General features: G+C 51.5%; 16 protein-coding genes and 1 riboswitch. Of the genes, 11 read left to right on the top strand and 5 right to left on the bottom strand.

The features are described from left to right. Window positions 1–81: 81 nt before the first annotated feature. Entirely contained in the window at window positions 82–228 is a 147-nt protein-coding gene (locus tag DX130_RS26395; protein ID WP_165861203.1) for a hypothetical protein, read from the bottom strand. A gap of 173 nt (window positions 229–401) precedes the next feature. On the opposite strand from DX130_RS26395, the gene DX130_RS08690 reads away from it, so the two are divergent. From DX130_RS08690 to DX130_RS08665, 6 genes are all read left to right on the top strand, one after another. Next, window positions 402–1,904: a spore germination protein gene (locus tag DX130_RS08690; protein WP_240644366.1), complete on the top strand. Its 1,503-nt coding sequence runs from the start codon at window positions 402–404 to the stop codon at window positions 1,902–1,904. Between the two features lie 8 nt (window positions 1,905–1,912). Beyond that, window positions 1,913–3,109: a Ger(x)C family spore germination protein gene (locus tag DX130_RS08685; protein WP_165861202.1), complete on the top strand. Its 1,197-nt coding sequence runs from the start codon at window positions 1,913–1,915 to the stop codon at window positions 3,107–3,109. A gap of 7 nt (window positions 3,110–3,116) precedes the next feature. Continuing rightward, on the top strand, window positions 3,117–3,347 hold the full coding sequence (locus DX130_RS08680; protein WP_116044422.1) for a hypothetical protein: 231 nt from the start codon (window positions 3,117–3,119) through the stop codon (window positions 3,345–3,347). 1 nt (window position 3,348) lies between these two features. Then, window positions 3,349–4,452 carry a GerAB/ArcD/ProY family transporter gene (locus DX130_RS08675; RefSeq protein WP_116044421.1) on the top strand — a complete coding sequence of 368 codons (1,104 nt, stop codon included), beginning with the start codon at window positions 3,349–3,351 and terminating at the stop codon, window positions 4,450–4,452. A 69-nt stretch (window positions 4,453–4,521) separates the two neighbouring features. Further along, window positions 4,522–5,703: a substrate-binding domain-containing protein gene (locus tag DX130_RS08670; protein ID WP_240644365.1), complete on the top strand. Its 1,182-nt coding sequence runs from the start codon at window positions 4,522–4,524 to the stop codon at window positions 5,701–5,703. A gap of 23 nt (window positions 5,704–5,726) precedes the next feature. Next, window positions 5,727–6,698, top strand: a complete 972-nt coding sequence (locus DX130_RS08665) for a 2-hydroxyacid dehydrogenase (RefSeq protein ID WP_206098779.1) — start codon at window positions 5,727–5,729, stop codon at window positions 6,696–6,698. A 136-nt stretch (window positions 6,699–6,834) separates the two neighbouring features. Here DX130_RS08665 and DX130_RS08660 read toward each other — a convergent pair whose 3' ends face one another. Further along, window positions 6,835–8,892, bottom strand: a complete 2,058-nt coding sequence (locus DX130_RS08660; protein ID WP_116044419.1) for a molybdopterin-containing oxidoreductase family protein — start codon at window positions 8,890–8,892, stop codon at window positions 6,835–6,837. A gap of 56 nt (window positions 8,893–8,948) precedes the next feature. Continuing rightward, window positions 8,949–9,737, bottom strand: coding sequence for a helix-turn-helix transcriptional regulator (locus DX130_RS08655; RefSeq protein ID WP_116044417.1), 789 nt, complete (start codon window positions 9,735–9,737; stop codon window positions 8,949–8,951). 106 nt (window positions 9,738–9,843) lie between these two features. Here DX130_RS08655 and pyk point away from each other — a divergent pair, with 106 nt between their 5' ends. From pyk to DX130_RS08640, 3 genes are all read left to right on the top strand, one after another. Further along, complete coding sequence (gene pyk, locus DX130_RS08650) at window positions 9,844–11,262, top strand: pyruvate kinase (protein WP_116044415.1); 1,419 nt, start codon at window positions 9,844–9,846, stop codon at window positions 11,260–11,262. A 92-nt stretch (window positions 11,263–11,354) separates the two neighbouring features. Continuing rightward, window positions 11,355–11,464: riboswitch (purine riboswitch) on the top strand. A gap of 74 nt (window positions 11,465–11,538) precedes the next feature. Beyond that, window positions 11,539–12,498 (top strand): EamA family transporter, encoded by a 960-nt coding sequence (locus DX130_RS08645; RefSeq protein WP_116044413.1) that lies wholly within the window; start codon window positions 11,539–11,541, stop codon window positions 12,496–12,498. Between the two features lie 378 nt (window positions 12,499–12,876). Continuing rightward, window positions 12,877–13,143 carry a CD3324 family protein gene (locus DX130_RS08640; RefSeq protein ID WP_116044411.1) on the top strand — a complete coding sequence of 89 codons (267 nt, stop codon included), beginning with the start codon at window positions 12,877–12,879 and terminating at the stop codon, window positions 13,141–13,143. Window positions 13,144–13,247: 104 nt separating this feature from the next. Here the strand turns inward: DX130_RS08640 and DX130_RS08635 are convergent, their stop codons facing one another. Next, window positions 13,248–13,538: a hypothetical protein gene (locus DX130_RS08635; RefSeq protein ID WP_116044410.1), complete on the bottom strand. Its 291-nt coding sequence runs from the start codon at window positions 13,536–13,538 to the stop codon at window positions 13,248–13,250. Between the two features lie 105 nt (window positions 13,539–13,643). Then, window positions 13,644–14,549: an NAD(P)/FAD-dependent oxidoreductase gene (locus DX130_RS08630; protein ID WP_116044408.1), complete on the bottom strand. Its 906-nt coding sequence runs from the start codon at window positions 14,547–14,549 to the stop codon at window positions 13,644–13,646. A 119-nt stretch (window positions 14,550–14,668) separates the two neighbouring features. Between DX130_RS08630 and DX130_RS08625 the strand changes: the two genes are divergently transcribed. Both DX130_RS08625 and ehuB read left to right on the top strand, forming a co-directional pair. Continuing rightward, window positions 14,669–19,216 carry a DEAD/DEAH box helicase gene (locus tag DX130_RS08625; RefSeq protein WP_116044406.1) on the top strand — a complete coding sequence of 1,516 codons (4,548 nt, stop codon included), beginning with the start codon at window positions 14,669–14,671 and terminating at the stop codon, window positions 19,214–19,216. 444 nt (window positions 19,217–19,660) lie between these two features. Next, the gene (gene ehuB / locus DX130_RS08620) at window positions 19,661–20,539 is read left to right on the top strand and encodes an ectoine/hydroxyectoine ABC transporter substrate-binding protein EhuB (RefSeq protein WP_116044404.1); all 879 of its coding nucleotides are present in this window, start codon (window positions 19,661–19,663) and stop codon (window positions 20,537–20,539) included. Window position 20,540 lies beyond the last annotated feature (1 nt).

Raw genomic sequence — 20,540 nt, 5'->3', positions numbered from 1 at the left:
CGCATAAGGATGGAGGCCGTGCGTCCAGCCACTAGAGCTATTGTAAAAGGATACCCATAGCTCAGTTAGTACCTTTAATTTCTAGCCTGTGGATGGATTGTTCGGTGCATGGCCCTTTTGGTTCCGATGTTGTGCCACAGTACCTGCTACGTCATTCTCGGCTTGCCTAGAGCGAATCGCGTACGACACGTTTTTGCCTGCTGAGGAGCGCTGCTTGTGACGACCCATACTCGGATTCCTCCATTGTGCGTATTTTGGCCCGCGTAGGCGAGCACTACTAGGTTCTCCGATTACGCGTTGATCTATCGCGGGAATGCCAGCCATGGCGGGGGGCGGATAAAAAAGAAAGAACTGGCAAACGATAAGCACGTCTAACTCATCGGTAGCCTAGGGAGATGTCTATGAATGACCACAATACGCCGCTGGCCAGCCGTATCGAAGAGACGCAGGAGATGCTTGAGCGTTTTTTGAACGATTGCAGCGACGCCTCGATGTATCACTTTCGAATCGGCGAGCAATTGTCCGGCATGTTTGTTTTTTTCAGCGGATTGACGCATGAAGACCGAATGGACGAGCTTCGGCAAGAGATGGCGGGCTGGAGATTCCATCCTGATAACACTACATTTCAACAGCAATTCCAGTATAAAATTACAGGCTTATGCTCGGAAGAAATATCTACCCTGGAAGAGATCATCGATCATATAACGACAGGCAGCGTTATTCTGCTTGTAGATGGCATTGACCGCGGCTATGCCTTTTCCTTGGCAGAGTGGCGCAAGCGAGCCATCGAGGACCCTGCTGCGGAATCTGTCATTCGCGGTCCGCGTGAAGGCTTCACGGAAAGCATGATCGATAACCGCGCCATGCTGCGGCGCAGGCTCAGAAGCCAGAAGCTGAAGATGAAAGGAATTGAAGTGGGGCGAATTACTCAGTCGCATATTACGATCGCCTATATCGAAGGGCTTGCGGCACCGGAGCTGGTACGGGAGGTAGAAGATCGAATCGCGATGATCGATATTGACGGCGTGCTGGAAAGCGGCACGATTGAAGAATATATCGAGGATCAGCCGTATTCACCTTTTCCGCAGCTGCTGAGCACGGAGCGGCCGGATGCAGCCGCCGCGGGACTGCTGGAGGGCCGCGTTGTCATATTGACCGACAATACCCCAATGGCCCTTATTGCGCCTGTCAGCTTGTTCTCCTTGCTGCAATCGCCGGAAGATTACTACGAGCGGTTTCTTATCGCGACGGCGATACGCTGGCTCCGGTACTCCTTTTTCTTTATTGCGCTGCTTGTTCCCTCCGGTTACGTGGCTCTGCTGACGTATCATCATGAGATGATTCCTTCCGCATTGCTGCTTAGCATCGCCAAGTCAAGGGAAGCTATACCGTTCCCCGCGCTTATGGAGGCATTCATGATGGAGACGATGTTCGAGGCGTTAAGGGAAGCCGGGGTACGCCTGCCCAAGCAAGTTGGCGCCGCTGTTAGTATCGTGGGTGCGCTGGTCATTGGCCAAGCTGCGACCTCTGCCGGACTTGTATCTTCTCCGATGGTTATGGTCGTTGCGATAACGGGTATCGCTTCATTTCTGCTGCCGCATTATTCTGTCGGCATATCCATCAGGCTGCTTCGATTTCCTATGATGTTTCTGGCAGGGATATTCGGCTTGCTTGGACTTCTCATGGGCATTATCGGCATAACCATTCACCTCTGCTCGCTGCGGTCCTTCGGCTTGCCTTATTTGTCCCCAATGGCGCCGATGATGGTCGGAGAATGGACGGACGTCATTATGCGTCCGCCGGCCTGGCTTCCACGCAAACGGCCAAGGCTGACGAACAGTGGAGGCGGCTTGCGCAACAAGTCGGGCATGCACGTATCCAAATTGCATCGAAAACAGGAGTGAGAATAAGGGTGCGCCATCTGATACGTGTCATTGCAGCAATTGCGACGGTCACTCTACTAACGGGCTGTTGGGACCGGATCGAGGTCAATGATATCGCCATCATATTGGGAGCGGGTATTGATCAGGAGAAAAATAATAGAGTGAAGCTGTCTGTTGAAATCTTTTTGCCGTCTCCCGGGGGCAATGAAGCGGGAGACGGACAGGAGCAGATGGACAGTCAAAATAAAAACGGCAATATTCTCGTATCCAGCGCTACGGGCACTTCTATGGCAGACGCGATGTCCAATTTGCAGGAAAGGCTGTCGCGCAGATTATATTGGGGCCATAACAATGTGTATGTTTTCGGGAAGGAACGGGCGGAGCGCGGCTTCAACGATGACCTGGACTTCTTCCTGCGCTATGTACGCGCACGGGAGAGAACGAATATATACGTGACGCAAGGTAGGGCTATCGAAGTAATGGGCGTCATACCGAGGCTGGACCAAAATCTGATGGAGGCACTCACAGAGCTGTCAAAAACAGAGGTCAGCATCGACGTGGATTTGAAAAAAGTAATGGAGCAGATTGTGGAGACACCGGAGCAGACGTATACGGTGCCGTATATTCTGACCAGCGCCGTCATGTCCGAGAAGAAGCATCTGCGCAATGCCAACGTTCCTTACTTCAAAGGGTTGACCATATTCAAAAAAGGTCAAATGATTGGAAGTCTGAACAACGAGCTGACGCATGGCTACTTCTGGATTACCAATCAGATCAAACCTAGCACTATTCTAACGGCAACAGTAGCAAAAGAGGAAACGATCGCTGTTCATTTGACAATGAGCAAATCGAAGCTTCGTCCTAAGATCGATGGCAGCGGCAAGTGGACTATGGATCTGCTTATTGAATGCGAGGGGAATTTGATTCAGAATGCAAGCCAACTGGATTATTCCAAGCCGGAGCAAATTATGCAGATGGAGGTTTTATTCGAGCAGATGATCAAAGATAAAGTCGATAAGTCCCTGAATATGATACAGCAAAAATATAAGTCGGATATTGTGGGCTATAGCAAGCTGTTTCGAAGAAAGTATCCTAAGCAATGGGCCATTGCCAAATCGAGCTGGAGTGAAACCTTCCAGAAAATCGAGACGAACACAGAAGTGAACATTCAGATTCGTAGACCCGGAGCGCTTGTGAAACAAATCAATAACATCCCAATGGAGTGATACGCGCATGTCCATCCCTTTAATGATGCTCGTCTGGTTATTTGCGCTAGGGTTTGGCTATACGAGCGGTTCTTGGCGCGGCTTGCAGAAGCGAGACGCTTGGATCGTCTGTACGCTGCTTCTGTTAAGTTTGGCGTTAACGGTCGGAATAGCGATCAATCCGCAGCTGCCTAATCCGACAGAGTGGGTGGAGCAGGCCTTGAGTCCGCTAAAGCCGCTGCTGGAGCCGGTGAATTAAGATGCTGAACGGGAAAATTTCCTCCGTCCAGCTTGCGGTCATCATGTTTCAGTTCGTTCTAAGCTCTACTGTGCTGCTAATGCCGTCTATTACGACACGATTATCAGAGAAGGATATGTGGCTTACTCCGCTTCTCGGAATGGGATTAGGTTTTCTTGTCGTGTGGCTGGCTTACAAGTTGTTCAAGCTCTCCCCGGAAGGCTCGATTGTGAGGCTGATGGAATCTCTGTTCGGGACCTTTCTTGGCAAGATAGTCAGCATTCTCTTTATTCTGTTCCAATTCCATATCGTGGCAATCTCCACACGCGATTATGCGGAATTTATTGAGTCTAATTTCTTTCTGGAGACACCTATTGTCGTCATTATCGGCACGATGCTAATCTTGTGCGGTTGGGCGGTAAGAAGGGGGTTCGAGGTTATCGCGCGTACTGGACAAATCTTTGTACCGATCATTACCTTGTTCACCGTGCTTATTCTTATCCTTCTTATTCCTGAGCTGAATCCCCTTCATTTGCTGCCGTTTATGGAGAGAGGGGCAGGGCCCTTGCTTCAAGGCTCGCTTGTTGTGGACGGATGGTTCAGTCAATTGCTGCTTGCCGTCTATATTTTTCCATTAGTTCGCGATCAGGACAATATTCGAAAATGGGGCTTTTGGTGCGTGATCGGCATTACGTTCGTCATGCTGGCCTCGAATTTGGCTGTTTTTATGCTGGTAGGCGAGAGCGCTGGCTATTATACCTATCCTGTTCTAATGGCGGCACGCTATATTGCGTATGCCGAGTTTTTCGAGCATTTGGAAGCGATAGTGATGATGGTGTGGGTACTGGGCGAGTATATCAAAATCAGCGTCTATTATTATGTGATTACGCGAGGCATCTCCGATACGTTCCGACTTAAGAAGCCTGAGGTTATTGTGATGCCTGTCGGGCTGCTGCTGTTATTTGTATGCTTCTGGGTCGGACCTGACTTTCAGACAGTCTCTTCGTTCATCGCCAATACGGGCACCAGCTATATATTGATCGGATTTGTCCTGTTTCCATTGCTGCTTTGTATTCTTGCCGTCATACGGGGATGGTTCAAAGGACTCGGTACTAGTACAAAATAGTACTGTTCGGCATGCGGGAATTTCCTTATAGTGGATATATAGAAATAGATGTCCATGAGAGGAAGTGTGATGGGATTGGCTGCAAAGGGAACGTTTTGGTCTCGTGTGCTGACGGGATTGTTTTTCGTGCCGTTAATTTGGCTTGTCGGTTTTTTTGTGTATATCTTCGCCGCTTTGTCGGGGGCGGGATTCTTTTATATTTGGCTCATCCTATGCGTATGTGCAGTGCTTACAGTTATGCTGGTGCTAGGCTTGGGCGAATGGCTGAGGCGAAAAGTATACTGGAGCATCATGGGCGGTTTGACGCTTGTTTTTATCGTTGTTATTTCCGGTTATGAGCTGAATGGGATGTATCAAAACAGCATCCCCAAAGTGGTGGAGGGTGAAGTTGATCTGAAAGCCTATGAGCCATTCGTTCGGGGCTCCAAGGCTGCCGTTCTGAATGAGGCGGCTACCTTCAAATTGAGAGATGAATTGCCTGTTTTGGACGGAGCTACAGCTCTCTATCCCCTTTATTCCGCTTTCGCCATGGCAGTCTATCCGGAGAAGGACTATGATGTACATCGCAGCGAGGTGCGCTCGACGAAAACCAGTCAAGCCTATGAGAGTCTCTTCTCGGGAGAAGCAGACCTGATCTTTGCAGCCGAGCCATCCGAGCGGCAGCGCGGCGATGCGTTGGCTGCTGGCGCGGAGCTTGCGCTGACGCCGATCGGGCGTGAAGCGTTTGTGTTTTTTACACATGCCGATAATCCGGTTACTGGTCTTACATTAGAGCAGATTCAGAATATCTATGCTGGAAACATCAAGAGTTGGGATGAGCTGGGCGGCAAACGTGCGGCTATCAGGGCATTCCAGCGTCCGGAAGGCAGCGGCAGTCAATCGGCGCTTCAGCGGTTAATGAGAGGGAGAAGCCTAACTAATCCGCCGCAGGAAGATGTGGCGGCAGGCATGGGCGGCATCATCGCGCGTACGGCAGACTATCGGAATTACCCTGATGCAATCGGGTTCACCTTCCTTTACTATGCGACAGAAATGGTTAGAAATGGGGAAATTAAGCTGCTCGCTGTGGATGGCGTCTATCCAGATCGGGAAAGCATTGCAGACGATAGCTATCCGCTCAGCAGTCCTTTCTACGCTGTGACGGCAGGAACAAGCAATCCTCATGTCGAATCTTTCATAAACTGGATACGGTCAGAGCAAGGCCAGAAGCTTGTTGAGAAGACGGGCTATACGCCGCTGCTCGTACCGTGACAACGAGAGAGGAGCAGAACATTTTGAAGCCTACTATCTTTGTAGATCTTGATTTGCCAAAAGCTGTATTGAACTATTTGGCGGAGCATTGCTCGGTTGATGCTTGGACGGAAGAGGATACGGTTCCCAGAGAGGAGCTACATACAAGGTTGGCCCCTGCAGAGGGATATTTAACGGGCGGCAGGCGGATTGATGAGTCGCTGCTTGAGGCAGCGCCGAATTTGAAAGTAGTCAGCTCGGTAAGCGTTGGCTATAACCACTTTGATATTGATGCGATGAAGCGTCATGATGTAACGGGGACGCATACGCCGGAAGTGCTGGATGAGACGGTAGCAGATCTTGTATTTGCGCTTATGCTTGGCAGTGCCCGCAGAGTGGCTGAACTTGACCAGTATGTCAGAGATGGCCGCTGGAAGAGAGGGGATGATGGTGTTCTGTTCGGCTTGGACGTGCACCATGCGACTGTGGGCATCATCGGTATGGGGCGTATCGGAGAAGCGGTAGCTCGCAGAGCTGCGCATGGATTCGGCATGAAGGTGAACTATCATAACCGCAGCCGCAAGCCGGAAGCGGAAGCGAAGTATGGGGCCAGCTATATGGAGCTGGACGAGCTGCTGGCCGCTTCGGACTTTGTTGTCATGTTAACTCCATTAACGAATGAGACAAAATCATTGATAGGCCGACGAGAATTCCGTCTGATGAAGTCATCAGCGATCTTCATTAATGCTTCCCGTGGAGCCACAGTTGATGAGCCGGCACTGATTGAAGCCTTACAGGATGGCACCATTCACGCGGCTGGACTCGATGTCTTCCAGCAGGAGCCGCTGCCTGCCGATCATCCGCTGCTAACGCTTCCCAATGTACTGCTGCTGCCGCATATTGGCTCAGCTACGGAGAAGACAAGAGACGCAATGGCGATGCTGGCGGCACGCAATCTCGTAGCTGTGCTGCAAGGCGAGGAGCCGCCTCACCGCGTTCCGGAATTTAAAGTATAGTCGAATCTCTTTCAACTTGGAGGGGCCGTCCTAATAGTCTTTATGACTTAAGGACGGTCCCTTTTCTATTGGCTATAGAAACGCGAAATAGCGCTGCCATAGATACTCAGCAGCGCCATCTTGTATAATTGTTCAGTTACAATTCAATAACCGGGATCTTCACGACCTCAACCCGGTTAGAGAAGAAGGTTGCGCCACCGCCCATATCGGCCAACCGCTGTGGAGTGAGCGAATTTACAGCGCTGCGGCCTTCCGCTTCATCATCCCACCAGAGACCTTGTGTCACCAGTACGCCTGGCAGCACGTCTGTGCCGATCTTCAGCGTCAATCGTACCTCACCGCGATCGTTGCGTAATAGCACGCGCTCTCCATCAATAAGCTGTAGTCTGCTTGCATCATCGGCATGCATATGCAGTGTCGGGCGCTTCTCCAGCTTTTGCAGCTTTGCTTGATTGGCGAAGGTCGAATTGATATAGCTATGATTAGGTCCCGATGTCAGCAGAAAGGGATAAGTCTCCGGCTCAGCAAGCGGCGTATAAGTTGCTACAGGAGGCAAGCCGGCTCCGCTCATCGACTCGGAATAAAGCTCGATCCTCCCGCTAGGTGTCGGCAGACGGTTCGTCTTCGGATAGCGGGTACCGTCTCCGGCTTTTATCCAATCGTTTTCCATTAGCGAATCGAACGTCACATGCTTCAGCAACGGATTATGGTCGCTATCCAGCGCGATCCGAATCATGTCCTCTTCGGTCAGATCGAACAGCTCCGGCTCGAAGCCCATCCGTAAAGCCAATTCCTTGAACAGCGTAAAGTTTGATTTGCTTTCACCTGCTGGCGGCATAATCGGTTTGCCGATTTGAATGTAATGATGCCAGTAAGAGGAGTAAAGGTCCAGATTCTCCAAATGGGCTGTCGCTGGCAAGACGATATCCGCATATTTGCAAGTATCGGTCAGGAATAAATCATGGGTCACTGTGAATAGATCATCCCTCATGAACCCGTCTCTGACCTTCTGTTGATCGGGTGCGACGATTGCTGGGTTGCTGTTGTAGACGAACAGCATACGGATTGCAGGCTCCAGCGACGTAAGCGCGTCTCCAAGCTGATTCATATTAACGGTGCGTACGTTCGGGTCCGGCAATAGATCTTCGCGTTCGATGGCAGCATTATTAAATCGGGCATACCAGCTATTGCCCTTCATCGCACCGCCGCCGATTTCCGCCCATTGGCCAGTCAGAGCAGGAAGACAGGCGATGGTGCGGACGATCATGCCGCCGTTGTCATGATGCTGCAATCCGTTGCCAATCCGAATGAAGGATGGAGTAGTCGTGCCGTAGGCATGAGCCAGCTCTTCAATCTTCTCCACTGGAATGCCGGTAAGCTCAGATACGACGGCTGGCGAATACTTGGCAGCCTCGCTTCGCAATTCATCGTAGCCAACCGTATGGTCTCGAATAAATTCGTCCTTCACATGACCGTCACGGATCAGAATATGCATGAGGCCAAGGGCCAGCGCTCCGTCGCTGCCTGGCCGCAGATGGATGAACTCATCCGCCCAGGAGGAGGTGCGGTTGCGGTGAACGTCGATATGAATAATACGCGCGCCTTGCTTGCGCGCTTCTGTCGCCAGCATCGTCTGATGCATATTGGTCGAGACCAAATTGGCTCCCCAAATGAGGAATAGCTTCGTATGAACCGTCTCCTCGGGATCGATGCCGATGGAGCCGCCCATTGTATAGCTGTAGCCTTTTGATCCGGCGGCATTGCAGATTGTACGGTCAAGCTTGCTTGCGCCCAAGCGGTGAAAGAAGCGTCGATCCATGCCTTCGGCATTCAAGACGCCCATATTGCCGTAGAAGCTGTAAGGCAATATGGCTTCGGCTCCGCTCTCGTTCATAATGGACTTCATTCGGCGCGTGATCTCTTCATAGGCGTCTTCCCAGCTGATCCGCTCGAATTGAAGGGAGCCCTTGGGACCTGTCCGGCGCATCGGGTAGAGCAGCCGATCGGGATGATGCACACGGTCTGGCAATTGTCTGACTTTATTGCATATGGCTCCTCTTGTGACGGGATGGTCGGGATCACCGGTTACGCCCGTGACGCGTCCGTCCTGAATCGTGACGTGGAGGCCGCAAGTGTCTGGGCAATCGAACGGACAGACGGAACGTACCACGCCGTTGTGAGTATAAGTAGTCATTTGTATCATCACTCCGGATATCGTTAGGTTCTGAAAAATTAGATGGCTTGTCTCTATTATACGTGCTGCCGACGCTCATTTAAATACGCGGACGGGGTGTGGCCCAGCGTACGCTTGAAGACCCGCTGGAAGTACGTAACGTCAGAATAGCCCAAGTAATCGGAAATCTCCGATACCGTCAGCAATGATTCCGTCAGCATGTAGACGGCGGTACGCATGCGAAGGCTGTGTACAAACTCGCTGATGGTTCCTCCAGTCGTCTGGCGGAACAGGGAGGCTGCGTGGTTAGGCGACCTGCCAATGCATGTCCCCAAATGCTCCTTCGTTACTTTGCCCCGATAATGATCCTGTATATAAGCTTTCATGCGATCGGCATGCTGCAGAGTAAGGGATGTTTGCGCACCTCGTTGCAGCTCCCGGCTCCATAAAGCCAGAGTCTCAAGCGTAAGCGCAGCTGACCGCAGCTTGACGTACGGCATGTTTTCTTGCCATTCCTTCCATACCGTGCGCAGCCGTTCGATCATCATCTCGTAACAGCCGGCCTTCGCTTTGGTGAATGGGCGGCTCCCAAGCAGCGGCACGCCTTCTTCATTGAAGTTCTCCATCATCCGAAAGGTCAGAACAAATTGTTCATGGAAGACGGTAGGAACGCTTTTAGCGTAGTAGTCTACGCCGGGAGCGATAAACATAAAGTCGCCTTTCTCCAGCAGCAGCTTCTCTCCATCTATCCAGTAGACGCATTTTCCATAGGTCATCACGACAAGAATAGCCGTTGGAGTATGGGAGGACCGCTCTTCGTACCAGTTCATCCCTTGGTGTAAGCACAATTGTTCAAACGACAGCATACGACACCTCGAATCATACTATAATATATTCATCATACTATAATGCATGTACGATGTCGCTTTTTTCCTCTACAATGGACGAAGTTAATAATGGAGGGATGACGACATGAGTCTAACGAAGATCGTATGTACGATGGGACCGTCCAGCAATTCGATTTCTATACTGAAAGAAATGATGAATGCGGGAATGAATGTAGCCCGATTGAATATGGCACATGGTGAGTTAAGTGATCATAGCGCGCGCATATCGCTAATCCGTGAATCGGCTTCGGCCGCATCGGCAGTTGTATCGGTCATGATGGATATTAAAGGTCCGGAAATCCGGATTGGTCTGCTGGAGGAAGGCAGTTATGAACTGAAAACAGGCGACAAGCTGACCCTGACAAGCAGAGCTATTACAGGCAATGGAAGCTGTGTAGCTGTTAATTACCCTGATATGCCAAAGGTTGTTCAAGCAGGCGACAAAATCTTAATCGACGATGGTCTTATTGAACTCAGCGTCGATGAAGTTGAAGATACAGAAATAATTTGCAGTGTATTGAACGGCGGCCCGTTGAAGCCGCGTAAAGGCGTCAATCTTCCAGGCATCCGCACCACTCTGCCAGGCGTTACGGATCGTGATATTAAGCATATTGCTTTCGGCGTAGAAGAGGGCGTGGATATGATCGCTATGTCTTTTGTGCGCAAAGCGGAGGATGTATTGCAAGTAAGACAGCTGCTTGAGGATGCGGGCGCAGGTCACATTCAGATTATTTCCAAAATCGAGAATGAAGAGGGCGTTGAGAATTTGGATGCGATCATCGAGGTATCCGATGGCATTATGGTTGCCCGCGGCGACCTGGGTGTCGAAATTCCTGCCGAAGATGTTCCGATGATTCAGAGGGAAATGATCCAGAAGTGCAATTTGGCCGGCAAACCGGTTATCGTGGCCACACAAATGTTGGATTCGATGCAAGTGAATCCGCGCCCTACGCGTGCGGAAGTCAGTGACGTCGCTAATGCCGTACTGCAAGGAGCCGATGCGGTCATGCTGTCCGGCGAGACAGCTGCAGGCAAATATCCGTTGGAATCGGTCCGCATGATGGCTATGATCGCAGAACGCGCAGAGTCGACGATCGATTATACGGAACAATTCCGCAACAGGCTTGCCGCACCGTCTACTTCGACGACAGAAGTGATCAGCCAAGCTGTGGTGAGCTCGTCTCTACAGCTCGATGCCAAGGCGATTCTGGCGCCGACCGAGAGCGGCTTTACAGCGCGTATGGTGTCCAAATACCGGCCGAAAGCGCCGATTATCGCCATTACGGCTCATGATCATGTCTTGCGCCGACTGACGCTTGTACGCGGTGTTGTGCCGGTTAAGGGCGAGTGGGCGGACTCTACGGATGCAATGTTTAAGTCGGCAGTGCGCAGCGCGTCCCGCACGCAATTGCTGAAATCAGGTGACTATTTCGTCATCTCCGCAGGGATTCCTAGCGGAAGAGCAGGCGCAACGAATCTGATACAAATTCAACAAATGGAATAGAAGGACGGCTGAAGCTATTTTGCCAGGAGGGTATTGACAGAACTCCATCAAGGTGACAGAATAGGTAAGGTTCCGTTCAAGAACGAGCAGTTCAACTATTTGTGCATACATTTCGTATAACCCCACATAACGGCTTCGGACACAGGGTGGGGGTTTCTACGGGAAGCCTAACTTCCTTGCTACGAATGGCAAATCTTATGATGACATAAGATTTGCTATCCGTAGCTTTTTTGCGTTCGCGCAACATTCAACGTAGCATCAAGGGGAGAGAGAAAAATGAAATACATGATATCCGTGTTTATCGGATCAGCCAGTTATGGCATTCTATCTACATTCGTCGTACTAGCATACGGCCAAGGCTATAAGCTTGGCGAGGTTGTCGGAACTCAGCTAATGGTCGGTTTCTTATTGTCCTGGCTATTCGCAACGTATGTGGAGCGCAGGCAAAAGCGATCTGCTGATTCAGGATCAGCCAAAGGGAGCGGTGGTGCTAAGACGGGCCGAGGCGGACTTGCTTGGAAGACGCGGCTGCTTCTGATGGCTGCCGGACTGCCTACAGCTATTACAGGTCTGATCTATTATCAATCGCTACGCTATATTCCGGCGTCGCTTGCCATTATATTATTGTTCCAATTTACATGGATCGGTGTACTGCTGCAGTCTATCAGGCAGAAGAAGCGGCCCAATCGGGCCATTCTTACTACACTCGTCATTTTGCTGGGTGGGACAGTGCTGGCTGCAGGGATTATGGAGCAGGGCGGAGGCACCTTCCATCTGCTGGGTGTGACATTGGGCTTCTTGGCTGCCATAAGCTACACCCTCTTTATTCTGTTCAGCGGCAAAGCAGCGCCGGAAGTGGCGCCGGCCACCCGCAGCAAGTGGATGCTAGCAGGAGGCATGACGTTTGTCTTCATCCTGTTCCCGCCAGCGTTTCTGTGGAATGGCGATCTGTTCAGCAGCCTCTTTTTGTTTGGTTTGGTGCTTGGCTTGTTCGGCGCCTTTATTCCGCCACTGCTCTTCACCTACGGGGTTCCGCATATCGGTGAAGGCATGGCTGGCATTCTTGGAGCGGCGGAGCTGCCTGTAGCGGTCTTGTTATCGTCCATCGTCCTGCATGAGCATGTATCTTGGCTGCAATGGACAGGAGTCATTGTTGTGCTGGTGGGTGTAGCTTATCCAGAGCTTGCCAAGATGGCCAAACGGAATAGGCGCATGGCTCCCGGTATCGGGGCGTAAAGCATAAGTTGGTAAAGTTTTTTTTAACTTGTTTTTGTCCTATTCGGCTTCCACGGAATGGCAGTATACTTAGGTTGTCGGGCCGACGTACTACGTGAAGGAAGGGAGCTGATCCGTGTGATTCACAACTTAGAGGTGGTCTCCGTTTAACGGAGATTACCGTAATCGAAGAGGCCTTCGGGCCTCTTTTTATTTTGATAAAATGATATTGTGATTGAAATTGGTTTTCTTTATAATGGAAAGTGACGCTTCATATGAAGCCGGGGACCACCCCAAAAAAACTACTCTAGAAAGGGAGGCGGCAAGAAATGAAAAATGCATTTCTGAATGACGCACTGCAAGCGAAACGTTTGAACATATTTGAGGAGGATTTATACCGTGAACTACAAAAATGGAAGAGACGTGCTTCCCCCTAGTCTCCTATTGGAGCTGCAAAAATACATTCAAGGCGATCTGATCTATATTCCAAAACCGTCGAACCAGCGCGCAAGCTGGGGTGAAGTAAGCGGTACACGCAAGCTTCTGGCGGAGCGCAACAAGGAAATTTTCCAACACTACAGCAACGGTGCTACTGTCGCCGAGCTGGAGCGTAAGTACCATCTGTCTAGTGAGAGCATCCGCAAAATTATTGTGAAGACGCGCTAATGATACATGACGAGCGGACAATAGACAAAGAACCTCCCAAGCGGCGCAATGGATGCGGCGGGAGGTTCTTTTTTTGCTTATGACGGCTCATGCGAGCTTAGCCATCAGTGGACGTTCGATGTTGGAAGCGGCACTCTCGTTCTCGGGTATTTGTAATCGTCACGATAACAATTCGTATCCGTATCATAGACGGATTGAGAGAGTCGGTGGGATACTTCGAATATGGGCAGGTCCGGATTGACATGCAGCGCAGAACCGTAGAACGAACAACCCTCAAAGTGGAAGTTCAATGTCGTAATGATAATGACACAGTTCGTAAAGCTGCAATTTTTGAAGCTAAAGCTGTCAAAGTTGATCGTCTCGTTGTGAAAGCTTTCATTCATAATCCATTTCATGCGCAACGCTCCTCTGCTAGTTATAGGCGACATGCCTATCATCCTATCAGAACCGTGCTGAAATGTTTGTCGCAACATGGTCTTGCGCCTGAATACTTATCGACACTAACCCCAATCTTCCTCCACAAGTCTTTTGTTAATGGCAACCCCCGCCTCATAGCCTTCACTGGCCGATCCAATCAGTCCTGTAAAATAATGCTTGGCGTCGCCGATAATATATAATCCGTCGATCCGTGTGCTTCCATGCTCCTGCGTCTCGTATTGGCCGTCTTGTTCACGTCCAACGCCTAGCGTGCTGGGGATATCCGTCGCGTCCCGAGCACCGGTATCCGCGAGGAAGGCAAAGCGCCGGTCAACCTCTTGTCCATCCTCCAAGATGATTTTCACAAGCTGACCGTCGCGATTGCTGAACGACTTAATCGGCTGCTCAATTAAAGAGATACCGTGCTGCTGAAGCGATGTTTTCTGGTCAAGCGTCAGCGTTGAAGCTCCGTCAGTGAAAACCATTAAGTCTCTGCTCCAATTAAAAATGAGCCGCGCGTAATCGAACACGGACTGCCCGCTGCCGATTACGGCAAGCGGCTCTCCGCGATGCTCCCACCCGTCGCAATACGGGCATGGAAAGACGGAGATGCCATAAGCATCCTGGATGCCGGGAATAGGGGGCAGCTGATCGCGAGCACCAGCGGCTACGATAAGATATTTGCTGCGATAGGACTTACCGCTTGAAGTCGCGATATGGAAGTGATTCTCTTCCCGTGCGGCTTGTATCGCGGTGTCCTTCTCTATTCTGACAAGCTCGTAAGCTTGCAAATCCTTTCGTCCCAGCTCCCTGAACGCCGATGGGGCAATGCCGTCCCGTGTCAGGTAGCCATGGGAGCTTCTCGCAGCCGCATGGCGGGGATTATCCTCATCTATAATAATGACCGATCGCAGCGCGCGGCCAAGAACAAGCGCGGCACTAAGTCCTGCCGGGCCTCCGCCAATAATCGCAACATCCCATACATTCATCGTATGTCTCCTTTTTTATTCTGAATGTCATGCTTATTCCTTGCCGTAATCACTGTTATAATTGGACTAGTATGGCAAGGAATAGATTGACACTATTATGCCGGTTGGAGTTGAAAGTTATGCCTGATTACGAATGGAACAGCATGGCCTGGCATCCCGCAGTGATGTCCTGGTTTCGCCGCTCGTTCGGGGAACCTACGGACGTGCAAGCCAGAGCGTGGACATCGATTAAAGCTGGCAGTCATACGCTGATTGCCGCTCCCACAGGTTCCGGCAAAACCTTAGCCAGCTTGCTGCCTTGCGTGAATGCGATTGTTCAAGAGAAGACGCTTGGTGATACCCCTGTGCCAAAGGGGGTCAAGCTGTTATATATTACGCCGCTCAAAGCGCTCAACAATGATATTCAGCATCATGTACTTGCTTTCGCAGGCCAGATTGAAGACGAGGCCAAGACGCTTGGTATCCGGTGGCCCGGCTTCAGAAGCGGTGTACGGACAGGCGATACGTCTTCATCCCAGCGGGCGTCGATGCTTAGAAATCCGCCTGAATTGCTCATTACGACGCCTGAGTCGCTCTACATCCTGTTAACCTCGGAGCAAGGCAGGGGCATGCTGAGCGAAGTTCGTTATGTCATCGTGGATGAAATTCATGACTTGGCGGGAGACAAGCGCGGCGCTCATCTCTCTGTATCGCTTGAGCGTCTGGAGCATAACGCCGCTAATGGCGTTCGAATACAGCGAATCGGTGTATCGGCGACTCAAAAGCCATTGTGGAAAGTGGCGCAATTTCTTGGAGGATTGAAGAAGGAGTCGCTTCTTGTTGACAATGGCCATTCCCATGCTTCGGATAAAGAGCGTTATCCGCTTGGTTATGCGCTGAGGCCTGTCGAAATTGTCGAGAGCCATATGGAGAAGCGGATGGACGTCAGAGTTACGATGCCGGATACAAGCGTATCGGCAGGGACCAGGGACGGGGTATGGTTGCCCATTTTGCAACGCATTTTCAAGCTGATGGAGAATTGCACATCGGCGTTGTTGTTTGTGAACAGCCGCAGGTTGTGCGAGCGGCTAGTGCTGCGCATTAACGATCATGTCGGGTATCAGATGGCCAGGTCTCATCATGGGAGCATGTCCAAGGAGAAGCGGCTTGAAGCAGAAGCGATGCTGAAGAGCGGCGAGCTGCGTTGTCTCGTCGCCACATCGTCACTGGAGCTAGGCATTGACGTAGGCCATATCGATCTTGTACTCCAGATCGATTCCCCGCTTGAGGCGGCTTCCGGCATCCAGCGGATTGGGCGGGCCGGCCATGGGGTAGGCGATTTATCGAGGGGCGTTATCATCATCCGACAGCGGGGCGTCCTGCCGGAGGCTGCTGTACTGGGAGGATTAATCGCGAATCGGGAGATTGAGCCGATTCAGATGCCAGAGAAGCCGCTGGATGTCTTGTCCCAACAAATCATTGCCATCGTGGCGTCGTCAGAGATGACGGTGAATGATCTTTATCAGCTGTTGCTTGGAAGTTACAGCTACCGCGAGTTGGATATGGATCAATTGAAAAGCACATTGGCTGTACTGGCGGGATTGTATCCGTTCGCCCGGCCAATCCTGGATTGGAACCGGGATTCCGGCCTTTTGAGCAAAAGGGGAAATACCTCTATTGCTGCGATGACAGGCGCAGGCACAATCCCGCAATCCTCTCACTTTCCGGTGCATCATCTTGACAGTCGCACCCATCTTGGAGAATTGGATGAGGAATTCGTGCATGAGAGCCGTGTCGGCGATGTGTTCCTGCTGGGAACAAGCTCATGGATGATCCGCAAGATTGATAAAGACAGGGTATATGTCTCGGAGGCTGCGAACAGCTTCAGCGAGGTGCCGTTCTGGCGCAATGAGGGACCGGGACGGACACTTGCTCTTGGTATGAAGGTAGGCGAGCTGATAGAGTCGTTGTCTGCGCGTTTATCACTAGATCCTTCGCCTGACCGGTCCAGACATCGGCAATGGAGCAATTGGAGAAGTTCGTATTCAGGCGGAGAGGATCGGGTGGATGCCGTAACGGAGTGGCTTGGCAGCGAATATGGATTGGATGACTACACCGCGGGTGAATTAATGGGTTATATCGTATCGCAGCATGCCTTCAGTGAGCTTCCAACGGCGAGCCGAATCGTAATCGAGCATTACAAGGATATGATGAATCAGACACATGTGATCATTTTGAATCCCTACGGCAGACGTCTGAATCGGACATGGCTGCTTGCGATTCAGCGGCAATTCGAACGGACATTGCCCTATACGTTATATGGCAACGCCAAGGACAACGGCATTGAGTTCGTACTGCCGGAATGGGATGCTTCTTGGCTCCGAATGATTTGGGAGGTGACTCCCGCGAATGTGGAACCATTGCTGACGGAGGCGGTTACGGGGTCGCCGCTGCTCGCCATTGCGTTCCGCCGTATCGCTGAGACTTCGCTGCTGCTTGCAAGAAGCTTCACCCGTGTACCGATGTGGCAGAAGCGTCTGCGAAGCGAGGAATTGCTGCGAGAATCACTGCCATATGCGGAGTCCTTCCCGTTCTTGACGGAAGCGATGAAGGAATGTCTATACGATTATTTGGATCTTGTATCTCTTCGTTCGCTTCTGACGACGATCCAGGAGGGTGAGATTGAAGTTGTCGTGAGAGAGACGGAATATCCTTCGCCGATGGCAACGCAGTTTCTGGCGGACTATGTCAATATGAGATTGTATGAAGGCGATGGACTGGATGCGGCGACCAAAGCCGGACTTCTGCATATCAGCAAAGATTTGGCGGGTGAACTGTTCGGTCGCGATGCGGTGAAGCGAAGCATATCAGATGACGTACTGCATCAGGTTGAGGAGCGGATCGAGAAGCGTTCGGGATCGATCCGTTCCGCAGACGAACTTCGCTCCTTCTTGAAAATTCGCGGGGATATGAGTTTGTCGGAGCTGATTGCTCATGCAGGAGCAGAAGCGGTGACCTGGCTGCGAACGTTAGCGTCGAGCGGTAACGTAGAAGAGATCGATATGCGGAGCGAGCATGACAGCGATCCGCTGCCACGGTGGATATGCGCGGATGAAGCGGAGATTTATGCCGGATTTCCGGATGAAGCTTCTTCTTGCTTGTTCATCGTAAGCCGTTATGCCGAAGGAAGAATGTCATATACGGAGCCGGAGCTGTGTGAACGCTATCCCGTCCTTCAGCTTGAAGACGCTCGGCGGATTACGGAGGAACTGTTAAGTCAGGAGCTAATCAGACAAGCGCCATTCGCTGCGGATGACGAAGAACGGATATGGACTAGCAGCAAAGCGGCAGAGCAGATGGTCAGACTGTCGATTGGGGAGGCGCGTCAGCTAGTGCCGTCGATTGCCCCTTCCAAGTGGTGCGGTTATCTGGCATATCGACAGCATGCGCTGCAGGGCGCCCAGCTTCAAGGTCAAGAGGGACTGCTTGCTGTGATCGGTCGTATGCAAGGACTATTCCTGCCTGCGGTGCATTGGGAGAGCTTTCTCTTTCCTTCACGCTTGAAGGATTATCGCAAGGAAGAGCTAGATGCGCTATGCGCCACCGGGGAGGTGGTCTGGCTAGGAAGTAGAGGGGCCGGACAGAAGGAGGGCAGAATTGCATTCTTCCTGGCGTCAAATGCTGCGCTATTGTCTCCTTATGCGGAGGAACTGTTAACGAGAGAGACGGCTTATCCCGAGCTGCTTCGTTTGTTGAGGGATGGAGGAGCGAGCTTCTTGACACAGATCAGCCGTCAATACGGCAAGCCGCCGAGTGAGACGTTGAGCGATCTCTTGGAGCTTGCCTGGGAAGGCCACGCGTCCAATGATCAATTCGCTCCATTGCGTCTCGGGATTGGCAAGAAGGGCAAGGACTGGGCGCGAACCGGGTCAGGGTTCGGCAGATGGTATTGGACAGGCGCGCTGGCCGGCAAGTCTAAGGCGAGCAGCGGGGAGAACATGGACGATGAGCTGGACAAGCAAGCAGAATCTACGGGTTCACAGCTTCAAGGCAAGACGGGCTCTGCGTCCGCTTCACACTGGATTCACCAACTGATCGAATGCTACGGCATTATAACGAAAGAGCTTATTACGGCCTATACGCCTTTCCGCTGGGATGAGGTGCTGCCCGTGCTGGTCAAGTTGGAGGAATGGGGTACGCTCACGAGAGGGGTATTTGTCGAAGGAGCAGCAGCGATGCAATTCACCACACCGGAAATCGCCGAAGCACTAAGCAGTCCTATACCCGGGAAGGTAGAGGGGAAAGTAACCGTATTGTCTGCACTTGATCCAGCCAATCCGTATGGCTTGTTCATCGATTGGCCTGCCAAATCGCCAAGCGCTCCTTCTTATGCGAGGAAAGCCGGCAGTTATGTCGTGCTTAGCGGCGGCGATTGGCAATTCTGGCTGGAAGCGGGCGGAAAAAAAGTGTATGAGGTTGGGACGAAAAACGGGCGCAACGACAAGCTGCGGTTGGAAGCTCTTCGTACGATGTTCGGTGTAGTATTGCGCCGGCAAGGCTTAACGAAAATCGTCATTGAGGAATGGAATGGAGAGCCGATTTCGCAATCAGGGGCAGCGAAGCAGTTAGTCGATATTGGAGCGGAGCGCGATCGGAATGCGTATGTATTGTGGATGAGCAAGCTTTAATATGGCACGATAGGTTTTGATGATCGGTCAACTATAGGAATGGCTTCTTGCCTGACGGTATCGTCAACGGCGGGAAGCCATTTTTTTTGGCGAAAAAAAGCGCGGATCCTGCCATACGCGGAGAACATTCGACAATATTTTTATAAGTAAAAATTATAATTAAAATTCATTAATATGAGGAATATATATATAAGGATTATTTATATAACATACTTCATCTCATAAGTAAACTCGTTTATTCGGAACGATAAGGAAGGATGCGGAAGGAAAAAGGAGGAGAAGCGGGGTGGGTCTTCCTCAGCTAAAGTTACCCCATGATACGTTACATTATCGCCTTTTCCTGGAAATGACCGGGGGCCGCATTCATGTTAGCCTTGTAGTGACCAAAAAAACTGGGAAAGGTTGGGATGCAATTTGCGCGGAAAATGGTTGGCCTTCATTCTGATGACGATCATGCTGATCGGTGCATGCGGAGTGAATAATGAGGCCAATACAGGTACTGGTAATGGCAACCATGGCGGAAAAGATGGAGCGGGGCTCACTACACTGGAGCGGGCGGTGCAAAATGGCTATATTACCGTCGGCTTCGCAGGTGAAAATCCGTATGCGTATAAGAATGAAAAAGGTGAGCTTACGGGTGAGGCGGTAGAGATTGCCCGAGTCATCCTGGAACGGCTGGACATAGGAGAGATGAGAGGCGAGTTGACGGAATTCTCCGCTCTGGTAGCGGGCTTGCATGCCAAGCGATTCGATATGATTACGGCTGGCATGTTCATTAACCCGGATCGCTGCGCGGCTGTGCTGTTCGCTGATCCCGAATACAGTATCGGGGAAGGACTGGCGGTCAAATCGGGCAACCCGCTCGGGCTTAACAGCTATGCCGCTATCGCAGAGAACAAGAATGCCAAGGTGGCGGTAATGGCCGGCGCTGTAGAGATTGGTTATCTGACTGCTTCCGGCGTGTCGGAGAAACAAATGGTCATCGTGCCCGATCAGGATGCGGCGATAAGCGCGCTGCAGTCCGGCAGGGCAGATGCCATGACGATGACAGGTCCTGCGCTGCATTCCAGACTGACAGCAGCAAACGATCCCGGGATCGAGCGAGTGATGGATTTCGAGCAGCCCCTCGTCGACGGCAACAGTGTAACAGGTTACGGAGCCACGGCATTCCGTATGGACGATACGTCATTCCGGGATGCATTCAATGCTGAGCTGGCGAAGATGAAGGAAAACGGTGAGCTGCTGGATATTTTGACCGCTTTCGGTTTTACGGAGCATGAGCTGCCGGGGGACGCGACCGCAGAGCAGCTCTGCGAGCAATAAG

This window comes from Paenibacillus paeoniae (assembly GCF_003388735.1).
GTDB classification, from domain to species: Bacteria; Bacillota; Bacilli; order Paenibacillales; family Paenibacillaceae; genus Pristimantibacillus; species Pristimantibacillus paeoniae.
This window is presented reverse-complemented; position numbering and strand designations above follow the sequence as displayed.

Bases quoted from the DNA above. Each gene is read 5' to 3' on its own strand.
- DX130_RS08635 (WP_116044410.1), bottom strand. From the start codon at position 13,538: ATGAAATGGATTATGAATGAAAGCTTTCACAACGAGACGATCAACTTT.
- DX130_RS08660 (WP_116044419.1), bottom strand. From the start codon at position 8,892: ATGACTACTTATACTCACAACGGCGTGGTACGTTCCGTCTGTCCGTTC.
- DX130_RS08675 (WP_116044421.1), top strand. From the start codon at position 3,349: ATGCTGAACGGGAAAATTTCCTCCGTCCAGCTTGCGGTCATCATGTTT.
- DX130_RS08670 (WP_240644365.1), top strand. From the start codon at position 4,522: ATGGGATTGGCTGCAAAGGGAACGTTTTGGTCTCGTGTGCTGACGGGA.
- DX130_RS08680 (WP_116044422.1), top strand. From the start codon at position 3,117: ATGTCCATCCCTTTAATGATGCTCGTCTGGTTATTTGCGCTAGGGTTT.
- DX130_RS08645 (WP_116044413.1), top strand. From the start codon at position 11,539: ATGAAATACATGATATCCGTGTTTATCGGATCAGCCAGTTATGGCATT.
- pyk (WP_116044415.1), top strand. From the start codon at position 9,844: ATGAGTCTAACGAAGATCGTATGTACGATGGGACCGTCCAGCAATTCG.
- DX130_RS08625 (WP_116044406.1), top strand. From the start codon at position 14,669: ATGCCTGATTACGAATGGAACAGCATGGCCTGGCATCCCGCAGTGATG.
- DX130_RS08690 (WP_240644366.1), top strand. From the start codon at position 402: ATGAATGACCACAATACGCCGCTGGCCAGCCGTATCGAAGAGACGCAG.
- DX130_RS08630 (WP_116044408.1), bottom strand. From the start codon at position 14,549: ATGAATGTATGGGATGTTGCGATTATTGGCGGAGGCCCGGCAGGACTT.
- DX130_RS26395 (WP_165861203.1), bottom strand. From the start codon at position 228: ATGGGTCGTCACAAGCAGCGCTCCTCAGCAGGCAAAAACGTGTCGTAC.
- ehuB (WP_116044404.1), top strand. From the start codon at position 19,661: ATGACGATCATGCTGATCGGTGCATGCGGAGTGAATAATGAGGCCAAT.
- DX130_RS08655 (WP_116044417.1), bottom strand. From the start codon at position 9,737: ATGCTGTCGTTTGAACAATTGTGCTTACACCAAGGGATGAACTGGTAC.